Here is a 14583-nt window from a genome sequence, read left to right on the forward strand (position 1 = left end):
GCGCCGACTTGCGGTTACCGCGTTGCGGTGGCCAGTGCCGCGCGGATGGTGTCCTAGTCGACCGGTCGGCCCTTCTCGTTCGAGTAGGGCCCGTATGGGGTCCCCCACACCGGCGTGCCCGTCGCCTGTCGCCAGCTGTCGGCCAGTGGTCCCGCGTCCACTACGCCGTACCCGATGGATTCGATGAATTCGGTCACCGTCGCCTTGACCGGCACCGTGACCACGACGATGTCACCGGCCGCCGCAGCCTCCCCGCTCGTTGCCGCGGACGCCCGCGGCCCCAGGTCCGCGACCGTGTCCGCGAGCGTTTCCGGACCGCGCGAGTTGCTGAGCACGACCCGGTGCCCGGCCTCGATGGCGAGCCGCGCGAGGGCACTGCCGATGTATCCGCTTCCGATGAATCCCACAGTCGTCATATTCTGGGAGTCCCTCCAGAAGAGCCGAACCCTTGTCATTTGCAGGACCTGTCGCGATTCGGGTCCCTGCCGTCAACTGGCGGCGAAATAATGGCCGTTGTTCAAATCGTCGAGCAGGCCGGGCTGGGCGGGTTCCCAGCCGAGGGTCCGGCGGGTGATGAGGCTGGAGGCCGGGTAGCTCTGCGTGACTATGTTCGCGAGGAACCCGAAGTATCCCGGCACCATCAGTACGTCCGCGGGAACGCTCACTGCGGGCAGGCCCAGACGCCTGCCAATCGCCTCGGCGATCTCGCGGAGCGGGATGGCCCCGTCCCCAACCGCGTGCCAGTATTTGCCGGCCGGCCCCTTCTCCAGCGCCAAGCGGAACAAGGAGGCGACATCGCGGGCGTGCACGGCGTTCCACTGATTCGCGCCGTCTCCGGGGTAGCCGACGAAGCCCTTCTCCTTCGCGAGCGCGATCAGCTGCACGAGGAAGCCGGCACGATCGGTCGTGCTGTGCGCGATATTGGCGATCCGCACGACCGAAGACCGAACTCCCCGCTCGGCGAGGCCGATTACGGCGGTTTCCACGACGTTACGAACGCGCAAGGTGCCCTTGTGCTCATCGCCGCCGGGGAGGGCCGGATCCTCCTCAGTGGCCGGTCGGCCCAAGTTTCCTGGCGAGCCTATGCTCCCCGCCGCGACCAGCGGCTTTCCGGTTCCCGCCAGTGCCTCGCCGTACGCGAGCATGATCGGGAGCTCCGCGGCGGCCACGGCGTCGATCCCGCCGGAAGGAAGCAGGTCCTGCCTGTGCGCGACGTGGATGACGCCGTCGGAGTCCGCGGCCGCCTCCTTGAGCCCGTCGAGATCCTCCAGGTCGCCGCGACGCACCTTCGCGCCGAGCGCGGACACCGCCGCCGCAGCAGTGTCCGACCGGGCCAGGCCGGTGACCTCGTGTCCGGCGGCGATGAGCTCGGAGATGATGTACGAACCGGAATGGCCGGTCCCGCCAGTGACGAAAACGCGCACGCTAGTGCTCCCTGTAAATGAATTGGCGCGAGAAGTGGTGGTGCGGGTGCGCGCTCAGCCGAGAATGCTGACGCCGATGGAGAAGTTGGTGTGCTTTAGGGAGTGGGCGACGAGGCCCAGCTGCAACAGGGCAACGTTCTCCAGCGTCCGTGCCATTGCCAGCTGCCCGGTGTCCAGCGGGCGCAGTCCCAGGCTCTCGATGAACGCCGATACGCGTGTCTTTGCCTGCGCGTCGTCGCCGGCGATGAACACGTCCAGTTGGCGACCCTCGGCCGGGCCGGCCGCCAGAACATGGGAGAACAGGGTGTTGAACGCCTTGACGACATGCGCGGCGGCGGGGGCGGCCTTGGCTATCTCCTGCGCGCCGGAACTGCCGTCGGGGGTGACAAAGCCCTGGAAATCGGGGGAGACGGGGTTGGTGATGTCGATGATGACCTTGCCCTGCAACGCGTCCCCGTACTTGCTCAGCACCGCCGCCGCGCCGGAGTACGGCACGGCGAGGACAACGATGTCCCCGGCCGGGGCGGCGCCGACCGTCCCGACAGTGGCGCCGCCGAGCGCGGCAGCCAATTCCTTGGCCTTGGCCGGGTCGCGGCCGATGATCTCGACGGCGTTGCCGCCGGCGAGTGCCCGGTCGGCCAGGGCACCGGCCATGTTCCCCAGGCCGATAATGCTGATACTGCTCATTGGTGTTACTGCTTTCTGGAGCTGGATAGGACGCCATGCCCACCCCGTCGTTGTTGACGGTTGTGTCGTCGACTCCATTGAATGACGCGATGGGCGGCGCTAAATTCCGAATGTGCTCATTCTGGGCCTGGGCCCTGCTATCAACTTCCGATGTCGAATTCTTGTGCCGAATTCGCTTCGGCCCTCATTGGGTACCTATTCAGGCTGCCATTGACCTGAGCGGGTGTCCAAGACCTCTTTTAGTCGCGGTGATACCCTGAAGGCATCACCGAACCGGGAGGTTCCATGGATCTGGACCTGCGCAAACTGCGCTACTTCGTCGCCGTGGCCGACCGGTTGCACTTCGGCCGCGCCGCCGATGAGCTACATATCGCGCAGCCGGTGCTCAGCCGACAGATCCGCGCGCTCGAGCAGGATCTCGGCGCCTCGCTGTTCACCAGGGATCGCCACGGTGTGGCTCTGACCGACGCGGGCCGACAACTGCTGGCCGACGCCGGTCCGCTGCTCGCCTCCGCGCACGCGGTCCGCCGCCGGGTCACCGTGGCCGCCCGCGGCAGCCGGCGGCTGGCGGTCGGCTTCCGGACCGGCATCCCGGTCATCCCGGCGGCCCGGGCGTTCGAGGCCCGACATCCGGACGTGGTCGTGGACGTGCAGCGGATCGAATGGGGCGACCAGGCCCCGATGCTGCTCGACGGCCGTATCGACGTCGGCTTTGTGCGGCTGCCCATCGACGAGACCGGCCTGCGCGTGACCCCGCTGTACACCGAGCCGCTCATGGTGGTGCTGCCCGCAGGTCACCGGTTGGCCGGCAAGGAGGAAGTCACCGAGGCCGACCTGGCCGGTGAGCCGCTGGTCTGGCATGCCGACCCGAGCACGCACCCCACCAGGCGCCCGCACCCCGACTCCGGGCTCCGGGTGCGCGGAGTGGAGGAGAAGCTCGAACACGTCGCGGCCGGCCGGGGCATCTCGTTCGTGGGGCGTTCGGAGACAGTGTTCTACTCACGCCCGGACATCAGCTACGTACCCATCCCGGAACTCGCGCCCGACCAGGTGTGCCTCGCGATGGCGGCATCGCGCACCTCGCCCCTGGCAGACGACTTCGTCACCGCGGCGCAGGCGACGGCCGAGATCACGGCAGAATGTGGGAACTACGAGGCTCATTCAGGCGGTCGCGTAGAACTGTAGGGCGATGACGGTCGAGACGGTCTCCTGGAAAGTCTTGAGGGGTCGACGGCAGTCGGTGTGAATGATGCGTCAGCCGGTGGCCGCGACTTTCACGTTCATGCCGGCGGTCTTGTGCTTTCCGGAGTGCGGCTCGGGGTGACCGTCCTCGACAATCAACACACGGATGATATTGATGCTACGAGCTGACGCATATCGTTGGCGTTTCGAAAACCACATACGTGCCGGTAACACCACGCTGCCTTGACTGGCAGAATGAATCGAACTCCACCATCGGCACGATCAACGACTCGCCGGATTCGTCGGCTCCCTGTCGTCGTTCTGGTAGTCGTCGTAGCAGCGATCACCGCAGCCCTCGGCCACCAACTGTCGCAGTCCTCATCCTCCTCATCGGCCGTATTACCCTCGAACACTCTTCGTATCGACCATCGTGGTGCGCTCGGCGAGACAGACGGCGCCGTCCCTGACGGTGCGACGGTCTTCGATGACGAGATTCCGGCCGTGGCCAAACTCGATCCAGATCTACTCAAGGCACTCCGCCGGGCTGCGACGGACGCCGCAGACGACGGAGTCGAGTTCTACGTCAACAGCGGTTGGCGTTCCCCGGAATACCAGAATCACCTTCTCCGCGAGGCGATCTCCAAGTACGGATCTGAGGACGAAGCCGCGCGATGGGTGGCAACCGCGACAACGTCTCCTCACGTGTCGGGAGACGCGGTCGACATCGGGCACTCCGATACGACGGTGTGGCTGGCCAAGAATGGTGCCGAATACGGGCTGTGCCAGATCTACAGGAACGAACCCTGGCACTACGAACTGCGCCCCGATGCGATCGATGGCGGGTGCCCGCGCATGTATGCCGACCCGACCCAGGACCCGAGAATGCAGCAGTGACCGGCGGTGAGCGAGGCCAGATGCCGGCGTAGGTGGAGGCGGCGGAGGCCGTAAAGGGCAGCGCTGGCCGCCGGACAATGGCTCCGGTGCCTGGCACGCGGGCATCCGCCGGGCCATCCGTACCGGCTCCCGACCGGACCCCCAGAAGCGCGGCCCGACGGTCGCGGCGCCGGCCTTGCCGCTCGGCCGTCTCATGCTGCTCCGGGAAATCGGCCCAGAGGCTTCCGGAGGCCGCAGCCAGGAACCGTGGGCTCTCGCCCGGACACGCTGGTACCGTCGCTCACATGGACGAGAATGGTGCCCTGGTGGCCGGGTTCGACCCGGAGCAGTATGCGCGCGTTGTACGGGCCGCTCAGCTCGTGGGCAAGACCCCGCAGGTCTTCGTCCGTGACGCCGCGCTCGCGGCCGCCGACGACCCGTTCATCAAGGCCCTCGGTGACGCAGGCACCCGTGTGCGGAACCTCGCGGAGGTCTTCGGCACGCAGGACACGCGAGCCGCCGGGGACGACAGCACGGCCTGGCCCGACCCGGCGCCGATGAGCAGCCGCGATCTGCACGAGATCGAGCAGCACGGCCACGCCGCGTGACGCGCTACCTCACTCCGCAAGAACTTCTCCAGATTGCCCAGACGCTCCCCGGAGATCCCGCCTGTCTCGACCTCGGCGTCCTCGATGGCGTCTGCGCCCGCGTCCAGGCCCACTACATGGGCCGCGACGTCTACTCCAGCGACTGGCTCAAGGCCGCAGCGATGCTTGAGTCGGTCGCCCTCCATGAGCCGCTGGACGACAAGAACCCGTTCTTCGCGTGGATGGTCGCCGAGGTATTCCTCAACACCAACGGGCACTACATGCACTACGAGCCGGAAGAGGCCCTGGCACTCGTCATGCGCGCCCGGCACAAGGGTGCACGTGTGCAGGAGCTTGCGGCCCAACTGCGCGCCTGGACCACGGACTGACGGGTCTTCCGGGCGAACCGATCCCGTTCCGGTGTTGAAGGCCCTCAAGCTCTCAAGCCTTCGCTCAGAACAGCCCGCATCACCGAGGGACCGGTTCCGCCGTTTGTCTGGTTGGCATCCCTGGCGCGAGCACAACGGCCAGGCTCTGGAGCCTCTCCTGCGGGGAGTGCAGCGTCTTGCCAGCCGCCGCGGGGCCGTTGAACGGTCCATGGCCTACTGGGTATCGGGCTGGCGGCGCGCGAGAACGATTCCCCCGAGTGTGCTCTCGGCCGAGGTGAGAGTCCTGTGCGCCTCGACGGTGAAGCCCGCTTCGTTGAGCCAGGCAGCCATGTGGCTGTGCTGTCGACGATGGACGTAGATCTTCATCGGGTGGTCGCCGTAACCCTGCGTCTTCAGCTGCGACTCTTCACCGACGTGGAAGCCGATCAGCAACGGGCCACCAGGCCGGACCACTCGCTTGAAGTGTGCGAAGACCGACCTGATCTCGTCGTCGGGGACATGGATCAGCGAGTACCAAGCGACCAGGCCCGCCATCGAGCCGTCGGCAAGGTCGAGGTCGGTCATCGAGCCGAGTTCGAACCGTAGGCCGGGGTGATCGCGCCGAGCCACCTCGATCATCCCGGGCGACAGGTCGATCCCGAACGCGTCCACGCCCAGTTCACTCAGGTGGGCCGTGATCCTCCCCGGCCCGCACCCCACGTCCGCGACCGGGCCCCCGCCACTGGTACGCACGAGGTCGGCGAACTGAGCCAGGACCGCGCGCTCATAGGGCGTTTCGTCCAGCAGGTTACGCATCTGGTCCGCGTAGCTGGCGGCGACAGTGTCGTAGGACGCCCGAGTTTCTTCCAGCCAACCGTCAGTGTTCAGTTCGATTCCCACGACGGCAGGCTACCCAACAGCCAACACGTGATGACTTGCGACGACGGCCAGGGCCTGTCGTTTCGACCGTGCAGGGCTCCGGGGCCTGGCACGCATTTCTGCGGCGTTGTAGTCAGTAGCCAACACTCCGCGCTGACTCCCTCCTCCGCCTCGCAGCTAGACGCACCAGGCCCTGCTCGCTCACCCGGCCTGATCCGAACGAGAGGCTCTAGCCGTCGACCTCGTACTGGCCGACCTCAAGGAAGTGGCGCAGCGCTTCTGGGGTGTTGTCGTCCAGGGCCGCGTTGGCCGCCGCGCGCAGGGCGTCGCTGATGTTCGGATCGGCGAGTATCCGCGCAATGGCGACGCGGTCGTCCTCGGCCTGAGCGAGGCGGAGGCCGGTCTCGAGGAATTCGCGTACGACCTCGGGGCTGCCGTCGTCGAGGGCCTTGTTGGCCTCACGGACGACCGCCCTGCCGCTGTCGGGGTCGGCGAGGATCCTGGCGATGGCTACACAGTCGTCCTCGGCCTGAGCGAGGCGGTAGCCGGTCTCGAGCCAGGCCCGCATCTCCTCCACGGTGCCGTCGTCGAGGAGTTCGTTGGCCTCTCGGGTCACTCGCTTGCCGCTGTCGGGGTCGGCCAGGATGCGCAGGATCGCGATGCGCAGGTCGTCCGCGTCCATCTCGTCGTAGGGGGAGCCCGTGTCCGCCACCGCCACTGCGGCGGCGGTCGACGGCGTCGTGGCAGCAGCTAAGGACGGAGTGGAGAGCAGCAGGGCCGGAGCGAGTGCGCCGGCGGCCACGGCGAGGGTCGCGCGGGTCAGTCTCACTGAGTGAACCACCTTGTGTCGTAGTCGAGAGTGCAGCGGGTGCATCGTTTCAAGGGGAGCCGGGCCAGGTCTCTGCCCGGATCACGCAGTCTTCACAGGTTCTTCATTGCCGACGGCCTGCCGCCAGGCAGCCTCGTTTCAATCAGTGGATCGTTGGTCAGGGTGTGCCATTGACTGACGCGGAGTGGGCGCGTGTGTTCACCGCCTTGATGGCACAGGCCGACGCCGACGTGAACCTCAGCGGAGCGGTCCCGGTGGACTCCATGAGCGGGCGCTCACCCCAGCACGCGGCCGAGGCCCGCACCATGGGCTCCAGGCGAGCCGACGACCAGGCCGTCGATCGGCCGGTCGGCATCGAGTGCCGTGTTCGGAGGCAGCAGCGGCAGGAGCGTGAACGCGAACCTTCCTACTTCTCGTGCTGTCGGCGCACCATCTCGGTGATCCAGGTGGGCGCGAACGGAGAGGTGCAGCCCGAGGAAGTCGGGTAGTCCTTGAGCACCTCCAGGCGCTCACCGATGTCGATCGCACGGGTGCGGTGTTCGGGGTGCTCGATCCCGATCTGAGCCAGGCAGTGGTTCATCGCCCACTGCAGGCGCTCCGGGGCGTCCTTCATCTCCGCCTCGATGACGTCGAGCAGTTCGGCAAGGTCGAGTACCTCGGGCTTCTTCGCCACACGCTCGGTGGTCAGTGCCCAGCCGGCACTTGCGACCACTGGATCCGAATCGGCGAACCAGGTCAGACGCAGCTCTTCGGAGTGCGGGTTCTTCTTGACCACGTAGCTCACGAGCCAGTCGTGCACCTTGGGCGTGCGCGCCTCGCGCAACATGACGTCCAACTCGTCGCGCTCGAATGCCTTCGGTCGGCAGATCAGGATCGCCAGCAGTCTCGCCGCGGTATCACCCGTATCCCAGAGGCGGCGCGAGAGTTCCTGCTGCGTCTTGAGCCGTTTGGCGAGCGCACGCAGCTTGCTGAGGTTCACACCGTGATCGTCACCGTGCTTTTCGTTCACCTTGCGTGCTTTTGGGTCCTCGAGCGCGGCCAACTCGGCCATCACCTCGGCCACCGTCGTCTCGGTCAGCGCTGACTCGGCCACCGCAGCCTCCTGTCCATCACGAGCGAGATTCAGCCTACGACGGAAGCCGGCCTACGGGCGTACACGCCCGTTCGGTGGCAGCTACTGATGCGAAGTCCCGCGTCTTCACTGGTGTCTCCGGCCGCTGTGCCCCGACGGCATGAGGAGCCGACTGTGCGACGAGCGGTGGATGCCGACGCCGAGCCTTGTTCGCACTCTGCGTCTGCCAGCCAGCCAGCCTGTGGGTGGCGGTCAGACACGTGCAGGCTGCACAGGGTGGTGGCTCCATCCCGGTGTCCAGATGCCGCTGTCGGGGCGGCCGGGACAGGCCGATGTGAGATGGCGACGCAGGGCGGCCAGGGAGGGGTGAGGGTTGTCCGTACGCCAGACCAGTGAGTGAGGGTAGAGCGGGGTCGGGTCGTTGATGGGGATGCGACGCAGGTCGTGGCCGGCGGGCCAGACCAGCGGGGTCTGTTCGCTGACGAAGGTGCCCAGTGTCGTGGAATCGGCGATGGTGTCGAGCAGGGGCTCGATACCGAAGTCCGGGCCGACCGAGTCGATGATGATGCCGAAGGCGGCGGCGAGCTCGTCGTAGTAGGCGGCCCACTCGGTGCGGGGCATGTTCCCGGGCATCCAGATCCGGTGGCCGGCGAGCTGGGCGGGAGTGATCGCGGCGGCATGTGCGAACTCGTGCCCCGGTCCGGTGAACAGGTGCAGCGGTTCGTCGAAGACGGATGTGGCTTCCACACCGCGCGGGAGCTGTCGGCCGGGCATGGTCACGGCACGGAAAGTCGCGTCGATGGTTCCGTCCCGGACGGCGGCGATGGCCGTGTCGGAGTCGAAGAGCGTCACGACTTCCAGCTCGGTCCCGGGGTGGGCCCGGTGGAAGCCACGGAGCAGACCGGCCAGGGAGAGCTGGCGCCCGATCACGTCGACGCGCAACGCCCGATGTCCTGCCCGGACGGAGTCGACGGCCCGCTCGACTGCTTGGAGGAGCATGCGGGCGTGGGGCAGGAACGCCTGCCCGTCGATGGTGAGCCGCGCTCCGCGTGCGTCCCGGATGAAGAGCTGGACGCTGAGTTCCTTCTCCAGCGCGGCAATGCGTTTGGACACCGCTTGCGGAGTGACCGAGAGATCGGTGGCAGCCTCCTGGAACTGTCCCGCATCCACAACGGCGACGAAGGTGCGCACGGCAGTGACGTCCATGCGACTCATCCTAGGAAGACAACCGACCGTTGATTCTGCCTGTCCTGATCGTTGTTTGATTCCGGCGTGCCCTGATCGTTTTGATGGCTCCGATCAACCTGTGGTTGATCAGTCGTTGTGTCCGGCGGGTGCCACTCAACGGCTCCGATCCGAGCGCCCCATCGTGAGGAACCCTCATGCATGATCAAGACCGTCTCTACGTCCGTACTCCCGAGTTCGCGCGGGTAGCCGAGCGCGTCGAGATCGTGACGACGCTCACGTCACGGCTCAACGTCCTGCCCTTCGACAACAAGGCAGCACGCGCGGCTCTGTTGTCCGAGATCGTCGGCAAGCCGGTCCCCAGCTCCGTCACCGTCTATCCACCCTTCTACACCGACCACGGGCTGGGCATCGACTTCGGTGAGCACGTCTTCGTCAATCAGGGCTGCACCTTCTTGGACCAGGGCGGCATCCGTCTGGGCGACGGCGTCCTGATCGGCCCGAAGACCACCCTGATTTCCTCCGACCATCCCCTCCCGGCGTCCGAGCGAAGCGAGTTCATCACGCGGGCGCCCATCACGATCGAAGCCAACGCGTGGCTCGGCGCGGCGGTCACGGTTCTCCCCGGTGTCACGATCGGACGCGGCGCCGTGGTCGGCGCTGGAGCCGTCGTCACGAAGGACGTTCCTCCCAACACCCTGGTGACCGGACCGGCGGCGTTCGAGCGCAAACGGTGGAACGACTGAACCTGGAGGTCAGCCGCAGCCATGCTGACCTCCTGAGCGTCCCACGAGCCTGTGATCTCCTCGGGTGGAGTGCCAGTTGGTCGCAGGAGCGTGATGGTTGGTCCGTATCCCCGAGCTGCCAAGAGGCCCTGCTCTCCTGCGCCGATCCCCGCGCGATCACCCGTTCACGAACCTCGTTCGACCAGGCCGACCTCGCGCGGGGTCCGGTGCCCCAACCGATCAGGTGAGCCAGCTGCCCGCCGCACATCCGGAGGCGGTGACCCAACGGTGCGATCCGATGCGGTCGTTCACGACCTGCCCCGGCCGGTTGTAGAAGTAGTTGTCCGTGAGGTTGTCGGCCCACAACTCTCCCGGAGCGAGGCAGACGTAGCCGTTCTGGTACTGGTAGTCCTTGTCGTAGTAGAAGGCGACGACGTCCTTGCCCCCGATGAACCCGCTGTTCATCACAGAGGAAGCCTCTTTGTAGGCGATGCTCTGGAACGCGCCGCTGTCATCGCCCCAGAATCGATCGTCTCCCGGTGTCACGCCGAGGAGGTTCCCGTCGCAGCCGTAGTCCGTCCAAGCCCTCACGTTGCCGTCACGGCCCGGCCATTCCTGCTGACAGCGGTACTCCTGTGTTGCCGCCGCGGCAGAGGTGGTCGGTGCCGCAAGTCCGAGGGCGGTCAGGGCGATGACGATGAAGGCTGTACCTGGTCCGCGCATGGCGTACTCCTTGGTGTCCGCCTCTGGGATGAGGCATGCGATTCCACGGATGAGCCGTGGAGATGATGGGCAGTCAGGCCCGTGGGCCGACGATCTTCTTGGCGCGGCCGAGCGCCTGGTGCTGCAACCGGGTGTACGTGTCGAGGGCTTCGCCGTAGCGGTCGCGCAACTGGGCGACGTAGTGGCGTTCGCGCTCCTCACCGATGGGGCGAAGGTCGGTGTCCCGTGCGCAGTTGGCGTCGGCCACAGCGAGCTTCCGCTCGGCCTCGAAGGCTTTGGCCTCAGACGTCCGGTGAGCCTGCGCGACCACTGACTGGCGGGACGCACCCGGGTCCTTGTAGTCGTACCCGGCCCGTTTCATGCACTGCGACCAGGCGCTCTGCGCCGCCGAGAAGCGCTGGTCGGCCAGCACCTTGGGAACGTAGAGCGATCGGAGATGTCCGGCGGCCTTCTCCGCACGGAACCAAGCCCGGGGATCCCCGTAGAGCTTCTTCTCGGCTTCGGCCACGCAGCCGCCGATCCGCTTGCGCAAGGTGCCGCCGCCGGGGATCTCGACGGCGATCACCGGCGCGTGGATCCCCTCGTCCAGGGCCTCGTCATAGGCCTGGCGCCGCTGCTCGGACAGGCTCTTGCGGTAGGCGAGGTTGGGGTTGGAAGCCCGCGCGGCCGTGTCCTTGGCGTCGATGCGGCTGCCGTATCCGTGCTTGTGGGCCCAGCCGACATCGTCCAACACATAGCCGAGCGTGCGGCTTTCCTCCAGGCTGAGCCGCTCGGCCTCCCAGAACCTGAAACCCTGTCGCCTCATGCACGTGCCGATCAACTGTTGCTGTGCGTCCGAGATCCGCAACTGCTCGGCATCGGTCAGTTGCCGGGCTCCTCCGGCCGACGGAGACGTCGCGCTCTGCGGAGTGTCCTGGGCACTGCCACAGCCGGTGATGACGGCCGACACAAGGAGCAGGCTGATCACGGCCTTGCGCATGACGTCCTCTCGCGTTGGGTGTGAACGGGACTGCTGTACGGGCCACGGCCGCTACCGGCCGCCCTCGAAGGGATGCGAAGCGCGCTCGGCGAGGACGAGGACGACGACGAGGAGGAGAGAGTGTGGGCTGGCGTCCGGTACGTAGCTGGACTCGTCGCAGGGCCCTAGCCCCCGTACACATCGGTGATGGCGTCGCCGTAGTCGGCGTGCTGGTACCAGCTCAAGGCGGTCACGCGCAGCGTGGCGGCCGTACGGGTGCACAGCGACATGGCGCTCCTTGCGGCTGGACTGACAGGGGGTGTGCCTGCGCCTCGCAAGGCTAGAAGGGGGCTGACCGCAGCGGTCCTGACAGATGTCAGGTGTCGGCCTCAGAAGCCATCCGCTTCCTGAACGTGATCGCTCGGTTCGGGCGGGCTGGGCGTGAACTCCGGTCGTCGACGGGCGAGATGGGTGTGGTTCGTCCGTTCACTCCGGCCGACCGCCCAACCGTCCCGCCCCTGAAGCCACGCAGGCGTCGGCAGCAACGGTCGGACGACCTGCCACTGCGCCTCCGTCAGGTCGGAGCGGCAACACCGGTCGCGCTCCCGACCGTTCGCCGCGTTGCCGAACCCGCGCACAGGGTGGAGACAGCGATGGGTCAGGCCGCGGCGCCCTTCGGGTAGTGGCGGCGCAGGTTGGCGGCAAGGATGCGGTCGAGCGTGCGGTCGGAGAGCATCCGCACCAAGCGGGTGACCAGGGCGGCATCCCTGCCGACGGTGTAGCGGGTGCGCGGCCTGCGGGTGGTCACGGTCTTCGCGATGACCCGGGTGGCGGCGTCAGCGGTGAGGCCCGACGCGGTGCCCAAGGCCATGAACGTGTTGTTCGCCTGGACCAGGCGGCCGTAGCGCTCGTCATGCTCCGGCGTCATTCGGGCGGCCAGGTCGTTCGCCGTCGCGATCCCGCGGGCGGCCATCTCCGTACGAACGCCGCCGGGCTCGACCACGACCACCTGTACGCCCAATGGCGCGACCTCCCGGCGGAGTGAGTCGCTGACCGCCTCCAGGGCGAACTTCGCACCGGCGTACGCGCCGTAGGTGGCCATGGCGACCTTGCCGCCGACCGAGCTGATGTTGATCACACGGCCCTTGCCGCGCAGCAGCGCGGGCAGGAGCGCCTGAGTGACGGCGACATGGCCGAACAGGTTGACCTCGAACACCCGCCGCCACTGATCCATAGGCAGGGCTTCGACCGGGGCGTTCACCTGAACGCCGGCGTTGTTGACGAGTGCGTGCAGCGCGCGCGGGTCCTCGGCGACCCGCGTGGCGAGTGCCGCCACCTGATCGGACCGGGTGATGTCGAGGATGACCGGCTCGATGCCGGTCGATCGGATGGCGTCGGCGTCATGGTCGCGTCGCACGCCGGCCAGGACGTGGAATCCCTGGCGAGCCAGTTCGCGGGCGACTGACGCGCCCATGCCCGTGGAGGCTCCGGTAATGACGACCAGCTTCTGAGTTTCAGATGACGTTGTCACCTTAGTGACGCTATCAGTACGGATGACACTGTCAACTGTAGGATGGAGTCCATGGTCACTCGTGCGGAGTCCGCCGCCCTCACTCGCCGCGCTCTTCTCGACGCGGCTGCCGAGCTCCTCGATCTCGGCGGCCCCGGAGCCGTCACCCTGCGCGAGGTGGGCGCACGGGCAGGCGTGAGCCGGGGAGCGCCGTACCGGCATTTCACGGGCAAGGACAGCCTGCTGACCGCCGTGGCGACCGAGAGCTGGGAACGGATCGCCGACCAGGTGCACGCCCTGCGGACCGATCCGGCCCTGCCGGCCTCCGACAAGCTGCGCGGCGCTGTCCGCACCCTCCTCGGCGTCGGCCGGGATCAGCCGCACCTGTACCAGATGTTGTTGAGGCGACCCGGACACCGTCCTGAAGAACTTGGTGAAGGACTCGATCGCGTACGACGTCAGTTGTGCGGACCCGCCGGCGACCCGGCCGCGGACCGAATGCGTGCGGCCGGACGCTTCCAGGACGAGTTCCTGGCCGTCGTCGCCGGCCTCGTCGGGGAGCGGAACGCACGGCACTACGGTGCCCTGCTGCTCACCAGCGCCCACGGCATCGCTGACATGGAGCTCAGCGGCCACTTGGACACGGGCGGGTTGGGCACCACCGCCGACGAACTCATCGACACCCTCGTCCGAATGGTCGCCGACGTCGGCGAAACGACACAGCGAAGCCCAGACCCCGTCGACGCGAACCCGACGGGCGGCATCGGAGGACCTCGGTAGTGGCAACGCCGGCCTGCGGTTCTTGGCGGGGATGCACCGCGAGCCTTGGGCCGAAGTCGTCGATCACCCGGTCCGCGGCTGACTTCGACATCCCGAACAGCGGGGCCAGGTGCCGCATCGTCAAGTTCGTCCGCCAGTACATGGCGACCAGCAGCACTCGGTCCTCCGGCCACACCTTCCACGGTCGGCGCCGGCCCGGGGAGTTGGCACCCTCACGACGTCGTGATTGCCAACGTGCCGAAGGCGCTCGGGTCAAGCCCAAATGCTCAGCGACGCGGGATTCGGATTAGGGCTGCCCCGCAAGGGAATTCACCTCGCCCCGAAATCCAGCTGCTGGCTTCGGCACGGACACTACGATCGAGAAGTGACGATCAAGTACGAGTGGCGGGGCGACTTCGGCAACGTCGCCCTCAACGCACTACACGCTGACGGCTTCGTGAACGTTGCCTGGGACGGTGGCGTCCATGCCTTCATCCTGGACACAGTGGTCGCGCAGCATCATCGGGGGAGAGGTATCGGAGCCGCGCTGGTCGCAACCGCGGCCCACGAAGCGCGTGTTGCGAAGTGCGAATGGCTCCATGTCGACTTCGAGGAGCACCTGCGTACGTTCTACTTCGATGCCTGCGGTTTCCAGGAGACGACAGCCGGTCTGATTGCTCTGTAACGCCAAGGGCCACGGCGCCGAGGCTGGTTGAATGGCGTTCTGGCTGGGCCGCACCCTTCAAACTCCCCAGCTTGAGGTGACTGCGGCTTCCGTTGAGGTTTCCATGCTTCGCATGCCTGAGATGCGACCAAGGTCTG

17 protein-coding genes and 1 pseudogene are annotated in these 14583 nt (G+C 67.1%); 7 read left to right on the forward strand and 11 right to left on the reverse strand.

All coding sequences use genetic code 11. The features are described from left to right. Positions 1–53 precede the first annotated feature (53 nt). From JEQ17_RS47015 to JEQ17_RS47025, 3 genes are all read right to left on the reverse strand, one after another. A complete protein-coding gene (locus JEQ17_RS47015; protein ID WP_200402084.1) occupies positions 54–407 on the reverse strand; it encodes an NAD(P)-binding domain-containing protein in 354 nt (117 codons plus the stop codon). Between the two features lie 81 nt (positions 408–488). Next, positions 489–1424 (reverse strand): SDR family oxidoreductase, encoded by a 936-nt coding sequence (locus JEQ17_RS47020; RefSeq protein ID WP_200401069.1) that lies wholly within the window; start codon positions 1422–1424, stop codon positions 489–491. A gap of 54 nt (positions 1425–1478) precedes the next feature. Next, on the reverse strand, positions 1479–2111 hold the full coding sequence (locus JEQ17_RS47025) for an NADPH-dependent F420 reductase (RefSeq protein ID WP_200401070.1): 633 nt from the start codon (positions 2109–2111) through the stop codon (positions 1479–1481). A 285-nt stretch (positions 2112–2396) separates the two neighbouring features. On the opposite strand from JEQ17_RS47025, the gene JEQ17_RS47030 reads away from it, so the two are divergent. The 4 genes from JEQ17_RS47030 (at position 2397) to JEQ17_RS47045 (ending at position 5142) form a co-directional block, all read left to right on the forward strand. Next, positions 2397–3296, forward strand: a complete 900-nt coding sequence (locus tag JEQ17_RS47030) for a LysR family transcriptional regulator (protein ID WP_200401071.1) — start codon at positions 2397–2399, stop codon at positions 3294–3296. Between the two features lie 252 nt (positions 3297–3548). Next, positions 3549–4187, forward strand: coding sequence for a M15 family metallopeptidase (locus JEQ17_RS47035; protein ID WP_200401072.1), 639 nt, complete (start codon positions 3549–3551; stop codon positions 4185–4187). A gap of 284 nt (positions 4188–4471) precedes the next feature. Beyond that, positions 4472–4774 carry a hypothetical protein gene (locus tag JEQ17_RS47040; protein WP_200401073.1) on the forward strand — a complete coding sequence of 101 codons (303 nt, stop codon included), beginning with the start codon at positions 4472–4474 and terminating at the stop codon, positions 4772–4774. Continuing rightward, positions 4771–5142 (forward strand): type II toxin-antitoxin system death-on-curing family toxin, encoded by a 372-nt coding sequence (locus JEQ17_RS47045; RefSeq protein WP_200401074.1) that lies wholly within the window; start codon positions 4771–4773, stop codon positions 5140–5142. Before JEQ17_RS47040 ends, JEQ17_RS47045 begins: the two co-directional genes overlap by 4 nt. A 213-nt stretch (positions 5143–5355) precedes the next feature. On the opposite strand, the gene JEQ17_RS47050 is transcribed toward JEQ17_RS47045, so the two are convergent. The 4 genes from JEQ17_RS47050 to JEQ17_RS47065 all read right to left on the reverse strand — a co-directional run bounded on the left by JEQ17_RS47050 (position 5356) and on the right by JEQ17_RS47065 (position 9107). Beyond that, on the reverse strand, positions 5356–6009 hold the full coding sequence (locus tag JEQ17_RS47050) for a class I SAM-dependent DNA methyltransferase (protein WP_200402085.1): 654 nt from the start codon (positions 6007–6009) through the stop codon (positions 5356–5358). Between the two features lie 220 nt (positions 6010–6229). Next, entirely contained in the window at positions 6230–6829 is a 600-nt protein-coding gene (locus tag JEQ17_RS47055; protein WP_234048646.1) for an ALF repeat-containing protein, read from the reverse strand. Positions 6830–7235: 406 nt separating this feature from the next. Continuing rightward, the gene (locus JEQ17_RS47060; protein ID WP_407700178.1) at positions 7236–7880 is read right to left on the reverse strand and encodes a DNA alkylation repair protein; all 645 of its coding nucleotides are present in this window, start codon (positions 7878–7880) and stop codon (positions 7236–7238) included. A 273-nt stretch (positions 7881–8153) separates the two neighbouring features. Then, positions 8154–9107: a LysR family transcriptional regulator gene (locus tag JEQ17_RS47065; RefSeq protein WP_200401076.1), complete on the reverse strand. Its 954-nt coding sequence runs from the start codon at positions 9105–9107 to the stop codon at positions 8154–8156. 176 nt (positions 9108–9283) lie between these two features. Here JEQ17_RS47065 and JEQ17_RS47070 point away from each other — a divergent pair, with 176 nt between their 5' ends. Continuing rightward, the gene (locus tag JEQ17_RS47070; RefSeq protein WP_200401077.1) at positions 9284–9832 is read left to right on the forward strand and encodes a DapH/DapD/GlmU-related protein; all 549 of its coding nucleotides are present in this window, start codon (positions 9284–9286) and stop codon (positions 9830–9832) included. 219 nt (positions 9833–10051) lie between these two features. Here JEQ17_RS47070 and JEQ17_RS47075 read toward each other — a convergent pair whose 3' ends face one another. From JEQ17_RS47075 to JEQ17_RS47085, 3 genes are all read right to left on the reverse strand, one after another. Continuing rightward, entirely contained in the window at positions 10052–10534 is a 483-nt protein-coding gene (locus JEQ17_RS47075) for a hypothetical protein (RefSeq protein WP_200401078.1), read from the reverse strand. Positions 10535–10607: 73 nt separating this feature from the next. Beyond that, positions 10608–11513, reverse strand: coding sequence for a hypothetical protein (locus JEQ17_RS47080; RefSeq protein ID WP_200401079.1), 906 nt, complete (start codon positions 11511–11513; stop codon positions 10608–10610). 637 nt (positions 11514–12150) lie between these two features. After that, a complete protein-coding gene (locus tag JEQ17_RS47085; protein ID WP_234048647.1) occupies positions 12151–13023 on the reverse strand; it encodes an SDR family NAD(P)-dependent oxidoreductase in 873 nt (290 codons plus the stop codon). Between the two features lie 51 nt (positions 13024–13074). Here JEQ17_RS47085 and JEQ17_RS47090 point away from each other — a divergent pair, with 51 nt between their 5' ends. Further along, a complete protein-coding gene (locus JEQ17_RS47090) occupies positions 13075–13782 on the forward strand; it encodes a TetR/AcrR family transcriptional regulator (RefSeq protein WP_200401080.1) in 708 nt (235 codons plus the stop codon). A 22-nt stretch (positions 13783–13804) separates the two neighbouring features. On the opposite strand, the pseudogene JEQ17_RS50310 reads toward JEQ17_RS47090, so the two are convergent. Continuing rightward, positions 13805–14042, reverse strand: a pseudogene (locus tag JEQ17_RS50310) (helix-turn-helix domain-containing protein); the annotation flags it as partial. Positions 14043–14146: 104 nt separating this feature from the next. Between JEQ17_RS50310 and JEQ17_RS47100 the strand changes: the two are divergent. Next, the gene (locus JEQ17_RS47100) at positions 14147–14446 is read left to right on the forward strand and encodes a GNAT family N-acetyltransferase (RefSeq protein ID WP_200401082.1); all 300 of its coding nucleotides are present in this window, start codon (positions 14147–14149) and stop codon (positions 14444–14446) included. The last annotated feature ends 137 nt before the right edge of the window (positions 14447–14583 follow it).

This window comes from Streptomyces liliifuscus (assembly GCF_016598615.1).
Taxonomy (GTDB): domain Bacteria; phylum Actinomycetota; class Actinomycetes; order Streptomycetales; family Streptomycetaceae; genus Streptomyces; species Streptomyces liliifuscus.

Excerpts from the sequence above, each read along its gene's own strand:
- JEQ17_RS47065 (WP_200401076.1), bottom strand. The coding sequence starts at position 9,107 with ATGGACGTCACTGCCGTGCGCACCTTCGTCGCCGTTGTGGATGCGGGA.
- JEQ17_RS47070 (WP_200401077.1), top strand. The coding sequence starts at position 9,284 with ATGCATGATCAAGACCGTCTCTACGTCCGTACTCCCGAGTTCGCGCGG.
- JEQ17_RS47035 (WP_200401072.1), top strand. The coding sequence starts at position 3,549 with ATGAATCGAACTCCACCATCGGCACGATCAACGACTCGCCGGATTCGT.
- JEQ17_RS47040 (WP_200401073.1), top strand. The coding sequence starts at position 4,472 with ATGGACGAGAATGGTGCCCTGGTGGCCGGGTTCGACCCGGAGCAGTAT.
- JEQ17_RS47025 (WP_200401070.1), bottom strand. The coding sequence starts at position 2,111 with ATGAGCAGTATCAGCATTATCGGCCTGGGGAACATGGCCGGTGCCCTG.
- JEQ17_RS47060 (WP_407700178.1), bottom strand. The coding sequence starts at position 7,880 with ATGGCCGAGTTGGCCGCGCTCGAGGACCCAAAAGCACGCAAGGTGAAC.
- JEQ17_RS47075 (WP_200401078.1), bottom strand. The coding sequence starts at position 10,534 with ATGCGCGGACCAGGTACAGCCTTCATCGTCATCGCCCTGACCGCCCTC.
- JEQ17_RS47090 (WP_200401080.1), top strand. The coding sequence starts at position 13,075 with ATGGTCACTCGTGCGGAGTCCGCCGCCCTCACTCGCCGCGCTCTTCTC.
- JEQ17_RS47030 (WP_200401071.1), top strand. The coding sequence starts at position 2,397 with ATGGATCTGGACCTGCGCAAACTGCGCTACTTCGTCGCCGTGGCCGAC.
- JEQ17_RS47080 (WP_200401079.1), bottom strand. The coding sequence starts at position 11,513 with ATGCGCAAGGCCGTGATCAGCCTGCTCCTTGTGTCGGCCGTCATCACC.